This window comes from Niastella vici, from assembly GCF_002077945.1.
GTDB lineage: Bacteria > Bacteroidota > Bacteroidia > Chitinophagales > Chitinophagaceae > Niastella > Niastella vici.
In genome coordinates this window covers 315956-338994 of record NZ_LVYD01000102.1, presented here as the reverse complement: position 1 = coordinate 338994, position 23039 = coordinate 315956, and the positions used below count along the sequence as shown (strand labels likewise).

The window sequence follows — 23039 nt, the reverse complement described above, 5'->3', positions numbered from 1 at the left end:
TTAAAGAGAGATTAATCCGGTGCGTAATGCTTCCAGCACCATACCTACCCGGCTTTGCACCTTCATTTTTTCGAACAGGGAATCGCGGTAGCCATCTATCGTTCTTTCTGACAGGCACATTTCACCGGCAATTTGCTTGTAGGTGAGGTCACTACAAGCAAACCTCAGGAACTCGAGTTCGCGGTTTGTGAATTTTGGTTGTTTTTCTAGATAATGGAGGGCAATTTTGCGGCGATGCTCAAGATTTACCGCATCATTGTTATAATAACCATTTTCATAAATCTCTGTCAATGCTATTTCCAGTTCATCAGGATGAATGTCTTTGACAAGGTAGGCACAACAACCTGCCCTGATCATGCCGATAATGCTAACATCATCGTCCTTCGTCGATAAGGCAACCAGCTTCATTGCAGGATATTTGTTGGCCAGCATTTTAGCTGTTTGCATTCCATCCATATCGGCCATGTTCACATCTAGCAGCATTATGTCTGGCGCCTGTTCGCAGGTTCCCAGCTTTTTGTACATTTCCTGGCCACTTAAAGCGTCCATTGGCACTTTAAATTGGGAAAACGAGTTAATCAGGGTGCAAATAGATCTTAAAAATAGTTGTTGGTCATCGACTACTCCCACTGTAACCAAATCGCTGTTCTTTTGTAGCTCCATACTTTTGTACCATGGATGTTTTATAGAATAAGAGGTAGTTACCAACCATGGTGTACAAAATTCAATATTAGTTGCAGCCATAAAAACGGGGAAAATACCCTTTTTTGCAATTTTTTTTCGAGCTATAAGTTAAAATGGGGGGTGATAATTATTTTTACCTGCTTGGAATTTATATGCAGTGCTGATAGGCACCTTTTTCTGATTTATAGATTAGAACCCCTGACTATAGATCTTTCTTCCCCGCCAGGTTAAAATCGATGGGAGATAATTACTTTTTCCGAGGTATAGATTAGAAACGGCGGGTTATAGATTTTTTTAGGTTAAAATCAATGGCCGATAGTTACTTTTTCCCGGGTATGGATTAAAAACGGCAGGTGATAGATTTTTTTCCCGGCAATAGCTTTAAATGGGTGCTTAATAACTTTATTTTCCCGGGTATTCGTTTAAAAATGATGATTTGTAGATTTTTTTCGGAACAATTAGAATATTTTTTCCCGATTTTAAGCTAGTGAGCAAAATAAAAATCTATAACAGGAGAAAATGTAACTATCTCCCTACAAAAAGTAGTTATAACCGATGAATTTGTAGCTATAGCCGGAAATATGTAATTATAACCAGGCGAAAAGTAATTATCGAGCCCAAAAACCAATCTATCGCCCTGCTATTTTTTTTAATGCTATCGCCCGAAAAATCAGATTAAAACCTTTTTCCCCTCCCGATAAGAGATTAGGCCGGGCTGTCTTCCTGCCAAAACCTCCCATAGCACCATTCAAACCCCTCCCGCACGTGAATTTTTTATATACCGCTCAAAATTTGAACCATAAAGACCAAAATCCAGCCCTCAAAGCAGCCGGTTGCTACCAGGTTTGCAGTACCGCCTGTAAGCGCATTCCCGGTTTCACGCATGGCTTCGGCATTCCGCTTAAATAAAACGATTGCTGTATGCATACATTTTTCCTGCTACCATTCTTATTACTATCTATTGGTCACCGTTCACGATACCGGCACCGGCCTAAAAACGAACGCCTGTTATTTGCCCTATACTCCAGTATACTCCGGTATACTCCGGTAAAACTTCCTTTCATTAGCCCATTGGTTCCCCAATCTCTTATTTGCGTTGCGGACGCTGTAACCTGTCAATTGGTGGCATGGTGATAAAAAATATTTCGTACAGCGATGAATTTTTATTCAGGGCACAAATGATCATCCAGAACTCCTGTATTTCCATATAGGGGTTTTTGCTTTTATACAATCCTGCTCTGTCCTGTTGCAATTATCCCTTACCGGTAGTGACTAACTTTTTCTATTTTATGTAAACGATTACAACAGAAGTGATGCAACCTTTCAATGAAAAGCGCCCTCTTTGTATAGAATTTGTTTAATCAACTGTTGTTTATGTTAACTTAGTAATGTAATTTTGACAATTATAAACACTTGCCATCCCTGATAATCAAAATCCCCTCCGATTGCAGGAATAAATAAGCCAGATTGCCACCAGAATTTTTAGCTGCCAAAAAAACGCTTGTCAACTCAATTGCCAACACGATGAGTTGCCCATTTTAAACAACCGGGTATGGTTGTTAACCCCTTACAGTGAGCCCAATGGAAGGTGCATAGCCTTTATTGTTCACCATTAGCGAAGCTTTAGCCCAGGAAAATGTGTATGGATCGCATCCTATGCGGCTGTATTGGCCGGCGTATGTGTGCACCAAACCAAGATACAATAAACAGCTGCCTGTTCTGCAGCTGTAATGGCCGGCGTGTGTGCATGCCGGACAGTTTAATCACGTAATCTATTAAAACTATAATACTAAAGAGATGAAGTACAAAATCCTGCTCCCTTTGTTAATGTCTGGTGTACTATTTAATGCGTGTTCTAAAACCGATGACAAACCAATCGTTGACACCAAACCGGATACCATTCTTGAATCGTATTATCCCGGTTCAAGTATGGATGTTGTAGAGCTCGCTATTTATACCAGGGATACAATGATCAATAATCCTGAAGTAATACGGAGTTTCATTGACCGTAATGTAAGTGCTGATGCAAAAAACAGCTTTTACCTGGGCGTGTCAAGTATTCCGGTTCCTGAATCCAATGCCAGGCTCGATTTCCTGAATGATAACCGGGTACGATATAATGGCATAAACATGCAGATCATGGGTTATAAGGATTCAACGATCCTGATCTCAGAATACACCAGCTCACCTATGCCGTCCGGAGGTTCAAGCTGTGCTGTGTTATTGAATAAGATTCCGGAATACAATCCGTATACTGATTGCCCCGATGGCAACTGCAGCACCTATCGCAAAACCACTCCATTGCTCATAAACGGAGCTAATTATATTGCGCCGTTGTTGACTTATGCAGTAAAGACCAGTGACTGTGCTGCAACTTTGAGCGAGATCCCTGCTATAAATATCAAGAATGGTGACCTGAGATCCAGTTTGGGTACTGGTGACAGCGTTCTCATCCAATACGTTAATTTGCCGTTGGTAAAAAAATAGTATAGTGTCTGAAATTAAGGTTAATAAAAGGCTGCCGCAACAACTGTTTGCAGGCAGCCTTTCTGTTTTTCCTAATAAAAAAATTGAGATTGGCAAATTATACCTGCGTAATACATGCGCTTTTAATTAAATTCTAACCGGGATTTTATTGTTCGCGTACAACAAACGTTCATACACATACAAAAACGTAACATTCACACCAAATTGTTATAATATATAATACACGTTTTATATATTTGCGCGTTTCTATTACCTCAATTTAACCCAAAATCAGACTCATGAAAATTTTGTCCAGATCTGTTGGTTTCGTTGCCCTTTTAGCCCTTATTACCATTGCGCCTTCCTGTAACAAATTAAAAGACCTTGTTACGATCAATGTTCCCCTGCAAACTGCAGATGTAGATTTTTCTATTGCCCCCCAACCGGCAGGTACCCAAACACTCAGTTCTTTTCAATTCGGCATCAACGTTGACAGCGTTTTGAAAAAAGAAAATTCAAGCCTCGGTATTGGCAGTATCAAAAAAGTAAAAGTAAAGAGCATCACCCTTACCTTATCGAATGCCACACAAGCTGATAATTTCGGTGCTTTATCAGCCTGCGAAGCCAGCATTGCTTCCAATAACAAACCTGATTATGTTGTTTTTGCCGGGTTAACTTCAAACCCCGAAACATATGCAACAACGCTCGACATTCCCGTGAAAGATGTTGACCTGAAAGATTATTTCGGTTCAACTGTTTTATATTACAAATTGAGCGGTACAACACGCCGCGCCACCACCACTACGTTGACTGGTAAAGCCACTATCAAATTCGATATTGAAGCTGGCCTGTAAGAAGTAGATAAGCGAACAATCTTATATAGGGGCATCGTTATTTCGAAGGAAATAATGATGCCCTTTTTTAGTTAGTAAATCCCAGGTATTAAAAGTAGCAACCGTGAGTTGTTCATATACTGTTACAAGTTACCGGTTTCCGGTTGCCAGGCCCAATACCGCGAGATTCCCGCAAATAATCAGACTGCCTAATAGTGTAGTCCCGGTAACGGGAATCCTGGTAACCGGTAATCAACTAATAAGACCTACATAATAATTCCCGCCAACCCCGTCATTTTTGTCGTTTTCTCTCTAAAAATGAGCGATTTATAGGGTGTAAGTAAAAGGTAACACATATTTTTTTTGGAAATCCGGAATTTCTTTCCATTTTTGTTATGTAGAACATATCAATAAACTAACGCTTTAAAAACTGCTTGTCATGAACCGAACTGCTAATCCTGGTGGCAGCCAAACCACCATTGGGGCTTATCCTGTCCGCATTCATTATTTCCCTACACCCAGATAATTACCCAGCATTTAAAAACTAACTCTTATGATCTTAAGGAAATCACCATTTCGCATGGGCGGGTGGCGTATGCTCATGCCATTTGTTATGCTGTTACTCCTGGCTGCGGGCTCGTATGCCCAGGACCGCATACTGACCGTTTCGGGAAAAATTACCGATGAAATGGATAAACCACTAACGGGTGCAAGCATCCGGATTGCGCATACGACCATCGCTACGGCCACAAACAAAAATGGCGGGTATTCCATTAACGTAAATCCCGCCGATTCGCTGGAATTTACCTACACCGGCTACCGTATTGAACGAATGGCGGTAAGGAACCGCGTTGATCTGAATGTAAAAATGACGCCCATTGCCGGTAGTATGGATGAAGTGACCGTGATCGGTTATGGTCAGCAAAAAAAGGTGAGCGTTGTAGGATCGCAGGCAACTGTAACGCCGGAGGACCTGAAGCTACCAGCCAGGGATATTGCCAGTATGCTGGCCGGACGAATTTCCGGTATCATAACTACTTCAAGAGGGGGCGGGCCCGGTGCCGATAATGCGAGTGTACTGGTACGCGGTGTTTCTACATTTGGAACCAGCACCAGAACGCCACTGATCATCATCGATGGCATACCCGACAGAAGTTTTAACGATGTTGACCCCGAAGATATTCAAACCTTCACGGTACTGAAAGATGCTACCTCAACGGCGGTTTATGGCACAAGAGGCGCAAATGGCGTAATTCTTATCAATACCAAACGCGGAACCGCCGGCAAACCGCAGATCAATGTTGAGGTGAACCAGGGCATTACAAAATTTGTTCAGCTGCCCGAACTACTGGATGCGCCTACCTGGATGGAATTGTACAACGAATCGCTGCAAACCCGTGGCCGGGATGCGTTTTACACCGACGACAGAATTGCCCTGCATCGTGATGGCGTTGATCCCGATCTGTATCCCAATACAAACTGGTATAAAGAGCTTTTCCGGGATTTCGGGTTAACACAACGCGCCAATTTCAATGTAAGCGGGGGAGCCGACAAAGCCAATTACTATATCTCCGCCGGTTATTACAATGAAACCGGTTTAATAAAACCTTACTCCGATGACAGCTACGATACAAAGTCGTTTTTTCGCCGGTATAATTTTACAGCCAACATTGGGGTAAATGTAACCGGTACCACCAAACTCGATCTGGGGATCGCTACTATTGTTTACCGCCGGAACGGACCCTACGATGGCGCCGTTTCCAATGTGTCGAACAACCTGTTTGAACAGGCATTAAGAGTGCCGCCGCATATTATTCCGGCGAAATATTCCAATGGGCAATGGCCCGGTACGCCCGATGGCCGAAGCAGTCCGGCCCGTTTTGCTTTTGGCTTTGGATCAGGTTATGATGATTCTGCATCCATTCGTCCGAACATCAGGATAAAGCAGGACCTCAGCATGTTTATAAAAGGGTTGTCAATTTCAGGCGTGTTTTCTTTTGATGTGTATACCGGTACCACGGTGGCCACTACGCGCGCAGCCCGCATGTATTATGCAGAGGGGCGCGATGCCAACGGCAATCTTATTACCCGCCAGTTAAATACCAGCAACGATCTGTTGGCGTATGCATCTGACCGGTCAACCAACCGGCGCATGTATTCCGAAGCATCGCTGAACTACCAGGCAAATTTTTGCCGGAAACATGAAGTGGGCGGTTTGTTGTTGTTTAACCAGTCGGAATATGTGGATGGCAATGCGACCACCTTTTCAACGGCTACGCCCTACCGCAACCGGGGGTTGACCGGCCGCGCCACCTATGGGTTCAAGAGCCGTTATTTTGCGGAAGGCAATTTTGGTTATACCGGTTCCGAGAATTTAAATCCCGCTCATCGTTACGGTTTCTTCCCTTCATTTGGCATAGGCTGGGTGGTTTCGGGTGAAAATTTCTTCAAGCCGCTGAGCGAGGTGTTGTCTTATTTTAAACTACGCTACAGTTACGGCCTTACCGGTAACGGTGGCTATAATAATAACCGCTTCCTGTACCTCGATCTGTTGACCAAATCTTCAGGCGCTTACCAGTTCGGTACGCCAACATCACTTTCGCCAAACTACAGTGGTTATACGCAATCACAAATTGCAACCGATGCCAGTTGGGAAACATCGTACCGGCATAACCTCGGTATTGAAATGAATTTCCTGCACAATGATCTTAAACTGATCGTTGAATTATTCCGGGAACGAAGAGAAGATATTTTACGTACCGATGCCACTATTCCCACTATTTCCGGTTTTGGCAGCGTAAACCCCATCCGCAATATTGGTGTGGTGTTGAACAAAGGCGTTGATATTACGATGTCGTATAACAGGTCATTTTCAAAAACCACCTGGCTTACTTTTACCGGCACCTTTACTTACAATAAGAACAAGAACCTGCAGGATGGACTGGCGCCACAACCTTATCCCTGGATGGAATGGAAAGGCCATGAAGTGGATGCCAAGGAGTTGTATACAGCCGTTGGCTTGTTTCAAAGCCAGGAAGAAATTGACAAATGGGCCAAACAAACCGGAACGCCGCAGGTAGGGGACATCAAATATGCTGATCTGAACGGCGATGGGGTCATTAACAGTTTTGATGTATCGCGGGTAGACGCCAACGGTACACCCAAAATGATGTACGGTATGAACATTGCTTTTGGTTACAAAGGTTTCGATATCGGCGCATTTATACAGGGAACGGGCCGGGTGTGGCTGTTGTATGGATCAGGTGATGGCACCCTCCCTTATAATAATGGGGCTAACAGTCCGAACCTGTATGCGGCTGTTAAAGACCGTTGGACGGCTGATAATCCCCGATCGCATCCGTTCTATCCACGCCTGAGCAGTAACCTCGATCCAACCTCCAACTTCCTGGTGAGCGACTGGTGGTTGCATAAAGCAGATTTTATCCGGTTAAAGAGTGCCGAGCTGGGTTATACCCTGCCTGCCGGCATGTTGCGTAAGAACCGGATAAAGAACCTGCGGATATTTATCAATGGTACCAACCTGTACACGATATCAAGCTGGAAGTACTGGGACCCTGAATTAAACGATACCGGCACCAGTTCCACGACTGTTACCCGGGGTGGATTTTATCCGAATATCAAGGCTTACAATTTTGGCGCGAGAGTGACTTTTTAAAAGAAATAAAGAATGAAAAATAAACTCATCATACTGCTGCTCATCACCCTGGCAGCCTGCAAAAAAGGATACTTTGACAGTATTCCTAAAGATCTTGTTTCAACCGATGTTATTTTTAAAGACAAAACGGAAACGGAGAACTGGCTGGCTTCGGTGTACAGCTATTTACCCGATCCCTGGTCAACAAATACCAATTCAGCCCGCTACTGGGCCGGGTATACCGATGAGTTGGAGCCTTCCAGTGCTACAGCACAGGCCAGTGGTCTTCTCAGTGGAGCAAATGCCATCAATATCTGGACAAGCAATTACCAGGCGATCAGGATGGCCAATATTTTTATGGCAAATGTCGATAACAGTGAAACCAATCTGCTGAATGAACCCAATGGCAAAGAATTGATGCTGCAATATAAAGGCGAAGCCCGTTTCTTGCGCGCCTATTATTACTGGACGCTGATGAAATTGTACGGACCTGTTATTCTGGTGGGTGATAAAGTTGGCAAATACAACGATGACTACCAGCTACCGCGCAACAGCTGGAAGGAATGTATTGATTATATCCTGAGCGAAATGGATGCGGTGCAAAACATGGTACCCGATAAATATATAACAGCCACCGGCACAGAAGACGCCACGCAAACCGGCCGGGTGAATAAACTGGTGATCGATGCCGTAAGATCGCAGGTGTTGTTATTTGACGCCAGCCCATTGTATAATGGCAACCCCGATTACGCCAATTATAAAAATGGGGATGGCAAACAACTGATGAATACCAGTTACGATGCCGGCAAATGGGCGAAAGCCGCCGAGGCGGCAAGAGTGGCCATTGAACATGCCAAAAACAATGGGAAGAGTATCTTTAAAGTGACTAATGCAGATCCGTTTGTTGCTGCGTTCAACTCGTACCGCGATCTTTTTTTAACTGGTTGGAGCACTGAAGGCGTATGGACACGTGCTGTTACAGCCTATCAAACCTGGGAGAATGATGCCGCACCCCGCGCCGCTAACGGAACTGCTGCTACTGCAGCTTTATCGGTGCCCCAGGAAATGGTTGACCGGTTCAGAATGATCAATGGTAAAGCAATCAATGAAGCCGGCAGCAACTATACGGCAAGCGGTTTTACTACTACGGCAAAATCGGGTTATTATGTAGCCGGCACTTCGAATATGTATGTAAACCGCGAACCACGTTTTTATAATACCATTACATTTAATGGGGCTACTATTCCATTTGTGGCAAAGACCGGACAAACCTATGTGCAATACTGGCCCGATGGTAATTCGGGAAATGGCAATGGCAGTGAAGTAAGATTTCCAAAGACTGGTTACCTGGTGCGCAAGCATACCAACCCATCGAGAAATTTATCAAACAACGCCGGTAATGTTGTGCGCCCGGCAATGTACATTCGTTTGGCGGAACTGTATCTGAACTATGCAGAAGCATTGAATGAAAGCGATCCCACCAATGCGGATGTCCTTGTACATTTGAATGCCATTCGCACCCGGGGCGGTATACCTGCATTGAGTGCGGGTTTGTCGCAGGCAGAAATGCGCAAACAGATCCAGCTGGAGCGGTGTATTGAAATGGCGTATGAAGGTTACCGCTTTTTTGATGTACGCCGCTGGAAGATCGCCAATACAGCGGAAGGCAAACAGGGCGGCGATTTTACCGGCATGAATGTTTTTGCCGGAACCGGTTTGTCGGATCCAGCTTTCTATACAAAAACCAGAACTTCAACCAGAATGTGGGATGATAAATATTATATTTTTCCCGTACCGCAAAGTGAATTGAACAAGAATTTTACAATGGTGCAGGCGCCGGGATATTAGGGGTGCCGGTTGCCAGTTACCAGTTGCCAGGACTTGTATTTAGATCACGCTATCAATAGTCGGGATCTCCGGATTTTATGCCCGGTAACCGGAACCTGGTAACAGGTAACAGCAACATTTTGGATTCACGAATAATTTTGACAGATCGAATATGAATATTTCAAGAGTTGTATTATATAGTCTGGCTTTTTGTTTGATGCCTTTTGTGTTGGTTGCAAAGCCATCGCAGAATATCGTTATTACCCAAACCCATTACCAGGTACCTGTATTACTGCAGAAAACAAACAATCCGGTTGTGCGTATTCATATGCATATTGATAAGGCTGTCAATAAAGCATCGCTTGCTGAAATGGTATTCAGTACGGCGGGCAGTTCATCGTGGAAAGATATAAAACAGCTCAGGCTTTTTTATGTTGGCGCTGATTCAGGAATGTACAACCTGTGGGACCCCGGTAAATTACACCTGTTTGGTGAATCAACCAAAGCAGGGGAGAAGCTGGTGATCAAAGGCGATCAATCATTAAAGGCAGGTGATCACTATTTCTGGTTATCGGCTGAATTAAAGCAGGATGTTTCCCTGTTACATGTAATAAGCATCAATGCAATACAGGCAACCGTGAATGGCCGGTCAATAAAAATAGCAGGCTTGTCGACCCTGCAACAGCGAACAGGCATTGCGTTAAGACAGCATAACCAGGACAGCGTTCACACCTATCGTATTCCCGGGCTGGCCACTGCCAACGATGGCGCCCTGCTTGCCATCTATGATGTACGCCGGGAGAGCGCGCGCGATCTGCAGGGAGATATTGATATAGGGGTAAGCCGCAGTGTGGATGGCGGCAAAACCTGGTTGCCTATGCAGATCGCTATCGATATGGATGAATGGGGCGGATTACCCGAAAAATTCAATGGCGTTTCTGACGCAAATATCCTGGTCGATAAAAATACCGGCGCCATCTATATTGCCGGGTTGTGGATGCATGGCGTGCTTGATGAACAGGGAAAATGGATAGAAGGGCTCACTTCAGCCAGTAAGGACTGGAATCACCAGTGGCGGAATAAAGGCTCGCAGCCGGGTTTTGATGTAAAGCAAACTGCCCAGTTCCTGATCGTAAAAAGTGAAGACAATGGAAAAACCTGGAGCAAACCCGTTAATATAACCAGCCAGTGTAAACAGGAAGACTGGTGGTTGTGGGCGCCTGCTCCCGGCGCGGGCATTACATTACGGGATGGAACACTTGTTTTTCCGACCCAGGGCCGCGACAAAACGGGTAAAGCATTTTCAAATATCACTTATAGCAAAGACGGTGGAAACACCTGGCATACAAGCAACCGCGCCTCGAAGGAATCTACCACCGAAAATATGGCGGTTGAATTGTCTGATGGTACCCTCATGCTCAACATGCGTTGTAATAAAAACAAAACAGATACTGGTGACACCAACGGCCGGGTAATTGCCATCACTCATAACCTGGGTGCGGACTGGACTGAACATCCTGCCAGCCGTGGTGCTTTACATGAACCGGTTTGTATGGCCAGTATCATCAGGCATGATTATGTAGAAAAAGCCCGCCCGGATGATCCCCGCCAGAACGATACTGCCGGGTTGGCGTTCGGACGGGGACAAAAGAAGTCGGTATTGGTATTTGCCAACCCCGATTCAAAAACTATCAGGCATCATATGACCATCAGGGTAAGTTATGATGACGGTGTCACCTGGCCTGCCGTCAATAAGATCCTGCTCGATGAATGGAAAAGCCGCGGCTACTCCTGTTTAACCAGCATAGATGCCGATACAATTGGTATAGTATACGAAAGCAGCCAGTGCGATCTGGTGTTTCAACAAATTAAATTAAAGGAATTGCTTCCGTGAAATTCCCCGTTATAAAAAGAGGGCGGGCCTTCCGCCAGTTGGCGGAAGACCCGCCCTTTCCATAATATGATCTTACTTCAACAATCCTTCCAGCAAAACACCGTCGCCAGCGGGCATATTGAGATTTAATAATTTACTGATCAGCGGCGCAATATCAACCAGCCCCATTTGCGGAATCACCACGCCTTTTTTAATACCATAGCCAAAGGCTACAAAACCGGTTTGTATTTCTTTGAAATCAGGATAAAAGCCGTGGTTACCGCCTTTACCCGCACGCAGGAATTCGCCGGTGGCAGCTACGGTAAAACCATAACCCTGTTTTGCCGCCAATGCGAACGCAGCTGTGCCATCGGCCCCAACTGCATCCAGCTCTTCGCGGTTTTTAATAATGAATGTTCTTTGTTGTTGTGGGGGTAAACTGTTTAACAACTGCAACACTTTCTCTTTTGTTTGTTTGTCGTTTTTGTCTTTCAATTGCAGAAATACCGAGCCGCCGGCTGAATGAAAATAGGCCTTCCAGTTTTCGGGTTTTTGCGGATCGTACAAACCGGCTTTCGCCAACAGTACATTGGGTGCAATGTTGGCATGAATATCTACAAAGCCATGATCGCCGGTAACAATGAAAGTGGTTTTATCGGCAATGCCTGCTTTTTGCACGGCTTCCCTGATGCTTTTTATGGCCCTGTCAACATTGGCAATGGCAGCTCTTACCTTATCGCCATCACGGCCCTGTTCATGTTCAAAGTGGTCAACAGTAACAAGGTGCACAGCCAGTAAGGCGGGTTTGTATTGCTGAATAAGATAGCAGCTCATGCGGGCAAAATTCTCATCCATGGTAAGGTAGTCGCCATTGAAATCGATCTCCTCCATTTTGCCGGTGGCCTGTTGTTCCAATTCTTCGTACAATCCGGGTGGAGTGGCATTATCCTGCAATGCCTTTGACATTACACGGTCCTGTCCTTTTTCCTTTGGCAGATACCAGTTTTCAGGAATATTATAGGTGGCTGGTCCACCAACAGATACAGGCCAGAAAACAGAAGCGGTCTTCAGGCCTTTCTCCTTAGCGACGCTGAACAAGGTAGGCACCTTTATATTCTCATATTTCCAGAACCAGTTTCCGGTTACACCCAGCGGTTCTGAAGGCGTATTATAATAAACGCCATGTTTCAACGGTTTTACGCCTGAGATAATAGTAGTATGGGAAGGGTAGGTGACAGTAGGAAACACACCGTCTACCCCTTCAGCATAAGCGCCGCCTTCCATGGCCTGCCTCAGGTTTACCATATTCCAGGCGGCATCCCGGTAAAATTCGGGCCGCAGGCCATCGATGCTAATGAGGATAACATGCGAATCCTGGGCGGTGAGGGTTGATGCGCCTACTATAAAAGCACAACCAGCTACCAATAATTGTTTCATCATGAGTCGTATAATTAGAAGGTTATGACACTTAATAATTTGAACTATATGTTCCCTTAATCCCGTTAAAATGTCTGGTTTACCATTCTTAACCGGCAAACCAACCAATTGACTGAAAAAACGGTTATATGGTACTATTTTGAAAAATTGTTTTTTATATTGAGAATTATTTTTTATTATCGCAGTTCACTGACTGTTTTTCAAGCCTGATATCTCCGCCAGCATGATTGTTGTTATATTTTGATTTCTTGCCTGCATTAACCATTAACCGTAATGATTGCTGCAGCAACCTCCCTGCCTACCGATAACCATCGGGACGGACATCCGGAGTATGTTATTTCCAAAAAAGCGGTTTTGTTTTTTTGACCAGGTAAGTACTATCCTGGCCATTAAGCCTCCATACCATTGTTTTGTTTTTGACTATTACGATTAAACCTGAACCTCTGAACTAACTGAACATGAGAACCACTGTTGCACTGCTGTGCTTACTGCTACCTTTGATGGGCTTTGCATGGCCCGGACAATCCGATTATTTAGCCGTGTTGCAAAAGGCAGCGCCCAAAGAACGGCTGGCTGTTGCCCGAAAAATTTACAACGATCAGATCATTCACCTCGATTCGGCCCAGGCCCTCACTGCGTTGAACCGCATCAACAAATGGGCCACTGCCATTCACGACATTCCATTAAAAATATTCTCTGTTATTGCTATGGGTGATTATCATAAGGAATATTTTCCTTTGCCCGGCGATAAGGCCCTTGCATTCTTTACCACTGCCCTGGAAATGGCTTTGGAAAACGAGCTGAAGGAGCCCGAAGCAGAGATCTATAATAATATGGGGTGGCTGTATTACAGGCAGAACAAATTTCCCCAGGCCTTCGAGTATATGATAAAGGCCAATAATATTATTGGCACAACAGGATATGAAAATTATCCAAATGCAAGCCGTTATTTATATGATCTGGGTTATATCTATTGTGATTTCGGCAATTATGAAAAAGCAAAAGGGTATCTGCGGCAAGCCATAAAATATCCTTATAACAATAGCCTCTATGCTATTCGCACGCTGAACACCCTTGGCCTCGCTTACAGGGAGTTGAAACAATATGACAGCGCCATTCTGTATTTCAAAATGGGCCTGGATACTGCCCATGCGGTACATAATATTCCCTGGACAGGAATTCTTTCCGGCAACCTGGGCTCGGTGTATTATTTTTTAGAAAAATATGAGGCTGCCATTCCCTTACTGAAAACAGATTATACGTTGAGTATGCAAAGCAAGGAGTGGGCCAGTGCGGCCAATACCATTTGTATGCTGGCCAGTCTTGACCTGAACAATAATAAGCTGGGCGACGCCAGGGCGAAACTGGATGAGGCCCGCGATGTCATAAACAAACAGGGTGATCAACGTCCTTTTGTTTATTACGCCCTGCAAAGAGCCCGGTTGTTCAAATATATAAAACGATTCGATAGTGCCTTTTTCTACCTCGATACAGCCCGCCGGGTGGTAAATAAACTGAACCAGCATCGTGATGCCCTGATATTCAGCCAGGCCGAGCAAAAGGTGGCGGTTGAATTGCATTTGTCGGAAATAAAATTGCTGGAAAGCGAAAAAAGCAAAAGTGAGCTTTTGCGCAATTTCATCATCGTGGTGATATTGCTGGTGCTGGTGATTGCGGCCCAGCTTATTTTCAGGCAGCAGTTAAAACAAAAGAAAGATGCAGCGTTGCTGAACAATGCCGCGATGCAATTGAAATATTATATTGAAAGTGCACGGGAGAAGAATCAGCTGATTGACCAGTTTAAACGGGAAATTGAACACCTGCATGCTTTGCCCGAACAACACACCGTGTTGCAGGAAAAAGAAGAGATTGCCACCAAGCTGCGGCAGTATTCCATTTTAACGGAAGATGACTGGAACGAATTCAGAAGCCTGTTTGAAAAAGTACAAACAGGATTTTTCGATAAACTAAAATTACAGTTCCCCGACTTAACGCCTTCAGAACAACGTTTACTCGCCTTAATGAAGTTAAAGCTGTCGAAACGGGAAATGGCCGGCATGTTAGGGATAGCGCCGGATTCCATAAAAAAAACAAGACAGCGCATCCGCAAAAAGATCAACGTACAGGACGATGTTGCACTGGAAGAACTGGTAGCCGCCTTATAAAGCGATTAGGCATACAGAATGGTGCAGGACACCAGGGCAATGCCATGCCCATTCAAACAAAATTTTGAAGCAACAAATATCAATGTTGCAGGAGGAGATTTTTTAAGTGGATACACGTAAAAGGGGATTGAATATTGTGGATAAACCCGTTTGTCCCGATGTTGTCCCGGTATTGAGCCCCGCCTGTCTCCCCCTTTTTTCATTGGCTTAACGTAATAATAATATTACAATAACCGTACCCGCTGAAAAGCATTTAAAAAGTTATTCAACCAAGTTAACTGCAACAAATGAGATATTTTGTACGGGCATTTGTTTTATTGCTGATCATAGTTTGTTCTAATACTGCAAAAGTTTTAGCCAACCCCGGCGATACAACCTGGGTGCAGGCACAAAACGATGTGCACCTTGATTATTATAACGACTTCGACACGCCTGTAACATTTCCTTCCGGTTCCGTTTCCTATAGAAAAATAATTATGGTGTTTACCCTGGGCAAATATCAATGCCCGGCTGGCACCCAGTATTGCGGCGACTGGGATTACACCGTTCAGAATTTTTTGATGACGCCTACCGATACGTTCGAGTTGTCGCGGCTTATTACACCTTATGCCAATGCATCCTATCCCAGAACATCCTGGAATTGGAAACAACGGTATTATTTTGATGTCACCGATTATTACCCGGTTTTAAAAAATGCCGCGGCCATCCGGCTCAGCTATCATAATTATTCCGGTGGCTTTACCGGGAACATCAAATTTGCTTTTATTGAGGGCACGCCGCCACGGAATGTGACCGGTATCAAAAGACTATGGCATGGCGCTTTTCCTTTTGGTAATTCAGGCAATCCCATAGAGAATTATCTGCCGGCTACCAATGCAACGGTTCCAGCCAATACCCAGCAGGCAGAAATGAATTTCACCGTTACCGGTCATGGCAGCGATAATACGGGGTGTTCAGAATTCTGCAGCAAATACTACCAGGTATATGCGAATGGCAGTTTAACAGAAACAAAAACGGTATGGAAAGATAATTGCGGCAGCAATAATTTATATCCGCAATCCGGCACCTGGGTGTATAACCGGGCCGGTTGGTGTCCCGGCGAGCAGGTGAATGCCAATGTACACAAGCTGGGCGCGGTAACAGCAGGCAACAACCTGAATGTAGATGTGAACTTTCAAACCTATACCGGGAACGGGGCGGCCTCTTATATTATTGAATCGGCTTTGTTCTTTTACGGCGGTTGGAACCAAAACCTGGATGCATCGGTTGAAAATATTATAGCGCCCAATGATTATGAAGGGAATTTTCGCGCTAATCCCATTTGCGGGAACCCGGTGGTTGTTATAAAGAATACCGGCGCCACTACCATCAATTCTGTATCGCTGCAATATGGGGTAGTTGCACAAACACCGCAAACTGTTACCATAACAGGCATGGCGCTGGCGCCTTCAAGAGATACTACCATCGGTTTGCCCAACCTGTCGGCGCTTACCAGTTTAAACGCCGGCACAATAAACAATTTTTTGGTGACCATACAGCAGATAAATGGAACCACCGATGGCTATGCGATCAATAACAGCATGCAATCTTCCTTTGTAGCAGCGCCTGATTTTCCGGGTCAGTTTGCCATAATAATAAAAAGCAATAATTACGCTACGCAAACAAAATGGAAGATAGAGGACCTGAATGGCACTGTTATAATACAACGCAGTCCAACCGCAGCGCAAACCATTTACACCGACTCTGTTCAATTGCCCGATGGCTGTTACCGCCTGGTAGTAACGGATGCCAATTGTGATGGGTTGTATTGGTGGGCAAATTCGGCTGCCGGCAGGGGCTACCTGTATGCAACAAAGCGGGATGGCAGTGTTATTCCCTTTACCAATGGCTTACCGGCGTATCCGGCCACCCTGTCGCCCGACTTTGGTTGCGGGTTCACCCAGTATTTCCGCGTTGCCAATACACTGGCGGCAGATCAGTTGTTGTTACGGGGTGAAGCGAAAGATACCGCCAATTTGCTGTCGTGGGAGACTTCGCAGGAAGTGAATACAGATCATTTTACGCTTGAATATTCCATCAATGATACTTCCTGGTCACCCATTGCCGAAATAAAGGCAAATGGTACTACCTCCTCAAAATCTACTTATAGCACCACACATAAACCAACCGTACATGCGCCATTTTACTATTACCGGTTGAAGCTGTTTTATAAGGACGGCTCCTGGAAATACAGCAACAAGGTGACCCTGTCGCCGGTTGCCAGTAGTGATTATGTGGCTGATGTACGGCCGAACCCATTTGATGCTGAAATAAACGTGCGGATCACTGCGCCCCGTTCACAAACGGCAAGCATTACCGTATTCGATATACAGGGGCGCATGCTGTTCAATACGAACCGCACCCTGTCAACAGGATTGAATGTGATCCCTGTCGACGGTGGCCGGTTTGCAGCGGGTGTGTATACGGTAATTATTCGCTCAGAAGGGCAAAAGCTTGTCAGGAAAATGATCAAGTTATAAGGCGATAGCCTGTTTGCCTCTATATGAAATAGTACAAGATCGAAACCTTATTCCATAGTTAAAAACTAAAACGTAAACGTACATTTTATGAAGAGCCCTGATTCTAAATTGGTAGTTAAAATGCGGGCAGGCGATGTGTCGGCCTTTGACAGTTTGTATTGGCGATATTACCAGGTTGTTTATCGTAATATCCTGAAGCTCACAAAAGACCCATTGGTGTCGGAAGATATTTTGCAGGAAGTCTTTATCAGGCTTTGGGAAAAGCGGCAGGATATCAACTACGAGCAGCCTGTTGTAAACTGGATCTTTGTAATAAGTTTTAATCTGTCCATTGATTATACCCGCAAAAAACTAAGGGAACAGGAGCTGCACCGGAAACTGCTGGCCGAAAGCGATGCCTTACTGCAAAATGCATCGGTGTATGAAGAATATTACCAGTTGTTGAAACGCGGCATCGATCAACTCTCGCCCCAAAAACAAAAGATCGTAAAGTTGTGCAAGCTTGAAGGAAAGACCTATGAAGAGGCGGCCAAAGAACTACAGATCTCGCGGCATACGGTGAAGGAATATTTGTCGGCAGCCATGGCCAGTTTGGGTGAGTATGTACGACAGCATGCGAATAAGGTTTCGGGTATGGGGTGCGTTGTATAAAACGAAAAAATATCCCGGGATAGTCCCCCCGAAATAATCATTAAACCGTGTTTATAATATATAAAATCTAGCTGGTGAAAGACAGACAGGAATATTTGAAATACTTGTTAGCCCAGAAGAAATTGACCAGTGAAGAAGAAGAATGGTTGCTGAATTATCTGAACGATCAGGATATTTCTGATATTCAAAAAATAGCGGCGGATGATTTTGAGACGGATATCACGTACATGGGGAAGAGTCTTGACAGAAAACAGTCAGAAGAAATACTGGAAAAGATCCACAATCGCCTGTACATTCCGGCCCGTACATTTTCACAAACGATCTGGCTGCACCGGTTAAAGCTGGCGATTGCAGCCCTGATCATTATAATTGCCGGGGCGGATTATTTAGGTGTGAAGAAAGGCGTGTTGTTTGTGCCGGCCAATAAGGAGATCGTAACTACAGGTAAAAGAAAAACAGTCAGGCTGCCTGATGGTTCGTTGATAACGCTGGAACCAAATAGCAAGCTGAGCTTTCCGGGACAATTCAATGGCGATACCCGGGATGTGCAGTTGACCGGCGAGGCTTACTTTGAAGTAAAACCGAACCATGAAAAACCATTTATAGTTCATACGCCCTATGTGATCGCAACCGTATTGGGTACGTCCTTTAATGTGGAAGCTTATTTAAATGGCATTGCCAAGGTAGTGGTAACAACGGGCCGGGTGAAAGTGCAAACAGTGAACGCCTCCAATGAGCTGCAGGCCGTGATCATCAATGCAAACCAGAGTGTGGCATACAATATCACGATCAATGAAATAGAGAAGCGGAATGTGCCTGAAGAGGCGGTCTTTTACCGGCAACGGCGCAGTGGTAAATTCAGTTATGCAGGCGTGCCGGTTACAAAAGTGATCCAGGAAATGGAGCGGTATTATCACACTTCCGTGACGCTCGAAGGAAATATGGGTGGCTGTGTGTTCTATGGCTACTTCCAGGTGAATGACGATGTAGACAGGGCCCTGAGCCTGGTGGCCCTGTCACTGAATGCATCTGTAAAAAAGAAAAGCAACGAAAAAGGATATCTCATAACCGGCGGCACCTGCCGGTGATCCCTGAAAAACCAATCAGACGTTTATCTCGCTCAGCGTGCTTTGAATTCGTAAAGCATACTTGCCATTTATTGTTTGGCGGCAAATAGTTGTACGGTTATAAACCGGCGACAAGGCTGCTTATTACTTAAAATCAACCCAACAACGGTATGTACAAAAAAGTACCAGAAAAATCTTATTGCCCTGGCGGAAAAAGTATAAAGACCATTTTGTGCTTGCTATTACTCCTGAGTGCTTCTGCCCAGTTGATGGCTGGCAGCAGGCATGCAAAAAAGCGGCAAAATGTGCTTGACAGGATCATCTCTATTGAATTAAAGAATGTGGTACTGAAAGATGCGTTGGACAGGATCGGCAACACGGCAAAAGTATTTTTTGTTCATACCAATAATGAGATCCTGCTCAGGAACAAAGTGAGCATCTCGGCACAGAAGCAAACTGTTGGCGATGTGCTGAAAAAATTACTGGGGCCCTATGCACTATCTTTTATTGTAGTGGATGACCGCATCATTGTGCGGCCTGAAAATAATCTGCCTGTGCGGCAGGTATTTGCTGCGCCCGGTGAACCGGCTCAAACAACCAATGACATCAGCGTAAAAGGAGTGGTGACCTCCGAAAAGGGGGCGCCCCTGGCAGGTGTTTCGATTATCATCCGCGGTACCTCCCGCGGAGTGGCCACGAATGAAAAAGGGGAATTCGAACTAAAAAATATCAGCAGCGACGCGGTGCTGGTATTTACCGTTACGGGCTATGCTACAGAAGAGATCAGGGTAAGCAATTACAAAAATGGGTTTATTCAAATAAAGTTGAAGGAAGAAGCCACCAATATGGAAGGGGTGGTGGTGACCGGTTATCAGAACGTGGATAAGAAAAAATTTGCCGGTTCTGCCGTGCGCGTGAAAATGGATGACATAAAAATGGATGGCACCACCGATGTAAGCCGCATGCTGGAAGGCCGCGCTGCCGGTGTTTCGGTTCAAAACGTTTCCGGCGTATTTGGCGCAGCGCCCAAAGTACGCATCCGGGGTGCTACTTCCATCAACGGTGATAACAAACCTTTATGGGTTGTAGATGGCGTAGTGCTGGAAGATATCGTGAACATTTCTAACGACCAGTTATCGAGCGGTGACCCTACCACCTTATTAGGTTCTGCCGTAGCCGGTTTGAATGCCAACGATATTGAAAGCTTCGACATTCTGAAAGATGCGGCGGCTACTGCTTTATACGGAGCCCGGGCCATGAATGGGGTAGTGGTGATCACTACAAAGAAAGGACGGGTAGGTAAAACAGCCGTTAACTATACCGGTAATTACAGCACCCAGTTCAAGCCAACGTACAACGATTATAATATCATGAATTCGGCCCAGCAGCTATCGGTGCTGGCTGAACTGGAGCGCAAAGGGATACTGACGACTGACCTGCTCGACAGATCTGACATTGGCGTGTATGGAAAAATGTACGAGGAACTGAGCACAGTAAATCCTGATGGTAGCTTTGCCCTGAAGAATACACCGGCTGCTAAAAGAGCTTTCCTGTTGCGCTATGGAAAAGCCAATACCGATTGGTTCGATCTGTTGTTCCGCAACAATTTCATGCAGGAACATTCTTTGGCTATTTCTTCGGGTACCGACAAAACGCAATCCTATTTCTCTACCAGTTATTACGGCGATAACGGCTGGACCGTTGCCGATAAGGTTAGCCGCTATACCCTGAACTATCGTAATAACTATAAATTCAATGACAGGCTGAGTGGTGGATTTGCCACAGTAGGCTCAGTACGTCAGCAAAAAGCCCCGGGATCGCTTAGCCGCAGCGGTAACCCGGTGGAAGGTAAATATGACCGGGATTTTGATATCAATCCATTCAGCTATGCCCTGAATACCAGCCGTACGTTAACGGCCTATGATGATAAAGGCAACCTGGAATATTTCAGAAGGAATTTTGCCCCGTTCAATATCCTTTCCGAGTTAAAGAACAACTATCTCGATCTCAATATTATTGACTTAAGGTTACAGGGCAATTTGGAATATAAGTTTGCCAAAAACTTCCGCTATGAATTTGTGGGCGCCATGCGGTATGTGAAATCGACGCGTGAGCACCAGATCACCGAAAAATCGAACATGGCCAATGCTTACCGGGCTGCACAAACATCAACCATCCGTTCGGCCAATAAATTCCTGTACACCAATCCCGATGATCCCGAAGCACAACCGGTGGTAGTATTGCCCTATGGCGGTTTTTACAACCGTGCCGAAGATGCCCTGGTAAATTTCGATATCCGCAACAGTTTGAACTATACCAAGACCATTTCGGGCAAACACTTTATCAATGCATTGGTTGGTCAGCAGGTAAAATATGCCGACCGGCAGCATTTCTCCAATACTGGTTATGGATACCAGTATGAGAACGGCGGTGTGCCCTTTATCGACTACCGCATTTTAAAGCAAACGATTGAAACCAATTTCCCTTACTATGAAATGAGCAAGGAATATGACCGCTTTGTTGCCTTATATGCCTCTGGTCAGTATACCTATGATTCTAAATACAATTTCACCGCTACTGTACGGTACGATGGTTCTAACCGCATGGGAAAATCGCCCACAGCCCGCTGGCTGCCAACCTGGAGTGTAGCCGGTTCCTGGAATGTTGACCGGGAAGGGTTTATGCAGGACATTAGGTTTGTTGATTATCTCACTGTGCGAGGTACGTATGGGTTAACGGCCAGTATGGGGCCGGCCACCAACTCAAGCATTGTACTGAAAAATGTGAACACCAACCGGCCCTATTCAAACGAAGTGGAGTCGGTGATACAGCTCACCAACCTCGAGAACAGTGATCTTACCTGGGAAAAATTATATACCACCAACCTGGGTATCGATGCCGGATTTTTAAATAAACGAATGAATGTGAGCCTGGATGTGTTTCAACGCAGAAGTTTTGATTTGATCAACACCGTTAAAACGTCGGGCATTGGTGGTGAAGCTTATAAACAAGCCAATAATGCCGATATGGATTCAAAGGGACTGGAATTGCTCGTAGGCGGTGAAGTTTTCAAGAGAAAAGACTGGGGCTGGAAAACAACATTGACATTCGGTTATAATACCAACAAGATCACCAGAGCGAAAAACATCCCCAACATCTTTAACCTGGTGAGCGCCGAAGGCGGTAATAAAGAAGGCTATCCGGTGCGCAGCCTGTTCTCTATAAAATATAAAGGCCTGCAACCTTTCAATGGGTACCCCTTGTTTGTAGATGAAGACGGCAAAACGAGTTCAACGGTATACATGCAATCTGAATCAACAGGTAACCTGCAATATGAAGGCCCCGTTGATCCAACTATCACCGGTGGGTTTTCAAATACCTTTTATTACAAAGCTTTTTCGCTGAATGTATTCATTACTTATCAGGCAGGCAACACCATCAGGTTATATCCTGCTTTCAAGACCAGCTATTCAGACCTTGATGCCATGCCTAAAGAGTTTTACGACCGTTGGACGATGCCCGGTGACGAAAAATATACCAATGTGCCTTCGATACTGGATGCATTTGCCCAATCACAATTAGGTGGGGCATACCCTTACAATAACTACAACTATTCAACCCAACGGGTGGCCAAAGGCGATCTGATACGATTGAAAACTGTATCACTCTCATATCAGCTGCCCGGTGTGAAAAAATTTGGCTTGAACAATGCTTCCGTAACTGCTGCAGCTACCAACCCCTGGTTAATATATAGCGATGAAAAACTAAGAGGACAGGACCCTGAGTTCTTTAATTCAGGGGGTGTAGCGCAGCCGATACAAAAGCAGATCACCCTGGCATTGAAAGTTGGATTGTAAAATAA

At 45.0% G+C, this 23039-nt stretch carries 13 protein-coding genes; 10 read left to right on the top strand and 3 right to left on the bottom strand.

Going from position 1 to position 23039, the window contains the following annotated elements:
- Together A3860_RS35905 and A3860_RS41785 are read right to left on the bottom strand one after the other, a co-directional pair.
- On the bottom strand, positions 1-663 hold the full coding sequence (locus tag A3860_RS35905) for a response regulator transcription factor (RefSeq protein WP_081155466.1): 663 nt from the start codon (positions 661-663) through the stop codon (positions 1-3).
- A 795-nt stretch (positions 664-1458) separates the two neighbouring features.
- Positions 1459-1611: a hypothetical protein gene (locus A3860_RS41785; protein WP_216823586.1), complete on the bottom strand. Its 153-nt coding sequence runs from the start codon at positions 1609-1611 to the stop codon at positions 1459-1461.
- A gap of 870 nt (positions 1612-2481) precedes the next feature.
- Here A3860_RS41785 and A3860_RS35900 point away from each other — a divergent pair.
- The 5 genes from A3860_RS35900 (at position 2482) to A3860_RS35880 (ending at position 11359) form a co-directional block, all read left to right on the top strand.
- Complete coding sequence (locus A3860_RS35900; RefSeq protein WP_081155419.1) at positions 2482-3171, top strand: hypothetical protein; 690 nt, start codon at positions 2482-2484, stop codon at positions 3169-3171.
- Between the two features lie 278 nt (positions 3172-3449).
- Positions 3450-4004 (top strand): hypothetical protein, encoded by a 555-nt coding sequence (locus A3860_RS35895; protein ID WP_081155418.1) that lies wholly within the window; start codon positions 3450-3452, stop codon positions 4002-4004.
- A gap of 532 nt (positions 4005-4536) precedes the next feature.
- Positions 4537-7659, top strand: coding sequence for a SusC/RagA family TonB-linked outer membrane protein (locus A3860_RS35890; RefSeq protein WP_081155417.1), 3123 nt, complete (start codon positions 4537-4539; stop codon positions 7657-7659).
- A 12-nt stretch (positions 7660-7671) separates the two neighbouring features.
- Positions 7672-9486: a RagB/SusD family nutrient uptake outer membrane protein gene (locus A3860_RS35885; protein ID WP_081155416.1), complete on the top strand. Its 1815-nt coding sequence runs from the start codon at positions 7672-7674 to the stop codon at positions 9484-9486.
- Positions 9487-9637: 151 nt separating this feature from the next.
- Entirely contained in the window at positions 9638-11359 is a 1722-nt protein-coding gene (locus A3860_RS35880) for a sialidase family protein (protein ID WP_081155415.1), read from the top strand.
- A gap of 72 nt (positions 11360-11431) precedes the next feature.
- Here the strand turns inward: A3860_RS35880 and A3860_RS35875 are convergent, their stop codons facing one another.
- Complete coding sequence (locus A3860_RS35875) at positions 11432-12778, bottom strand: alkaline phosphatase family protein (RefSeq protein WP_081155414.1); 1347 nt, start codon at positions 12776-12778, stop codon at positions 11432-11434.
- Between the two features lie 455 nt (positions 12779-13233).
- Between A3860_RS35875 and A3860_RS35870 the strand changes: the two genes are divergently transcribed.
- From A3860_RS35870 to A3860_RS35850, 5 genes are all read left to right on the top strand, one after another.
- Positions 13234-14940, top strand: a complete 1707-nt coding sequence (locus A3860_RS35870; protein ID WP_081155413.1) for a tetratricopeptide repeat protein — start codon at positions 13234-13236, stop codon at positions 14938-14940.
- A 287-nt stretch (positions 14941-15227) separates the two neighbouring features.
- Complete coding sequence (locus A3860_RS35865) at positions 15228-17459, top strand: peptide-N-glycosidase F-related protein (protein WP_081155412.1); 2232 nt, start codon at positions 15228-15230, stop codon at positions 17457-17459.
- An 87-nt stretch (positions 17460-17546) separates the two neighbouring features.
- The gene (locus A3860_RS35860; RefSeq protein ID WP_081155411.1) at positions 17547-18110 is read left to right on the top strand and encodes an RNA polymerase sigma factor; all 564 of its coding nucleotides are present in this window, start codon (positions 17547-17549) and stop codon (positions 18108-18110) included.
- A 74-nt stretch (positions 18111-18184) separates the two neighbouring features.
- Positions 18185-19198 carry a FecR domain-containing protein gene (locus tag A3860_RS35855; RefSeq protein WP_081155410.1) on the top strand — a complete coding sequence of 338 codons (1014 nt, stop codon included), beginning with the start codon at positions 18185-18187 and terminating at the stop codon, positions 19196-19198.
- 149 nt (positions 19199-19347) lie between these two features.
- Complete coding sequence (locus tag A3860_RS35850) at positions 19348-23034, top strand: SusC/RagA family TonB-linked outer membrane protein (RefSeq protein WP_081155409.1); 3687 nt, start codon at positions 19348-19350, stop codon at positions 23032-23034.
- The last annotated feature ends 5 nt before the right edge of the window (positions 23035-23039 follow it).

What these genes read in the sequence shown, in the direction of transcription:
- A3860_RS35905 (WP_081155466.1), bottom strand. Translation starts at nt 663, where the DNA reads ATGGAGCTACAAAAGAACAGCGATTTGGTTACAGTGGGAGTAGTCGAT.
- A3860_RS41785 (WP_216823586.1), bottom strand. Translation starts at nt 1,611, where the DNA reads ATGCATACAGCAATCGTTTTATTTAAGCGGAATGCCGAAGCCATGCGT.
- A3860_RS35900 (WP_081155419.1), top strand. Translation starts at nt 2,482, where the DNA reads ATGAAGTACAAAATCCTGCTCCCTTTGTTAATGTCTGGTGTACTATTT.
- A3860_RS35895 (WP_081155418.1), top strand. Translation starts at nt 3,450, where the DNA reads ATGAAAATTTTGTCCAGATCTGTTGGTTTCGTTGCCCTTTTAGCCCTT.
- A3860_RS35890 (WP_081155417.1), top strand. Translation starts at nt 4,537, where the DNA reads ATGATCTTAAGGAAATCACCATTTCGCATGGGCGGGTGGCGTATGCTC.
- A3860_RS35885 (WP_081155416.1), top strand. Translation starts at nt 7,672, where the DNA reads ATGAAAAATAAACTCATCATACTGCTGCTCATCACCCTGGCAGCCTGC.
- A3860_RS35880 (WP_081155415.1), top strand. Translation starts at nt 9,638, where the DNA reads ATGAATATTTCAAGAGTTGTATTATATAGTCTGGCTTTTTGTTTGATG.
- A3860_RS35875 (WP_081155414.1), bottom strand. Translation starts at nt 12,778, where the DNA reads ATGATGAAACAATTATTGGTAGCTGGTTGTGCTTTTATAGTAGGCGCA.
- A3860_RS35870 (WP_081155413.1), top strand. Translation starts at nt 13,234, where the DNA reads ATGAGAACCACTGTTGCACTGCTGTGCTTACTGCTACCTTTGATGGGC.
- A3860_RS35865 (WP_081155412.1), top strand. Translation starts at nt 15,228, where the DNA reads ATGAGATATTTTGTACGGGCATTTGTTTTATTGCTGATCATAGTTTGT.
- A3860_RS35860 (WP_081155411.1), top strand. Translation starts at nt 17,547, where the DNA reads ATGAAGAGCCCTGATTCTAAATTGGTAGTTAAAATGCGGGCAGGCGAT.
- A3860_RS35850 (WP_081155409.1), top strand. Translation starts at nt 19,348, where the DNA reads ATGTACAAAAAAGTACCAGAAAAATCTTATTGCCCTGGCGGAAAAAGT.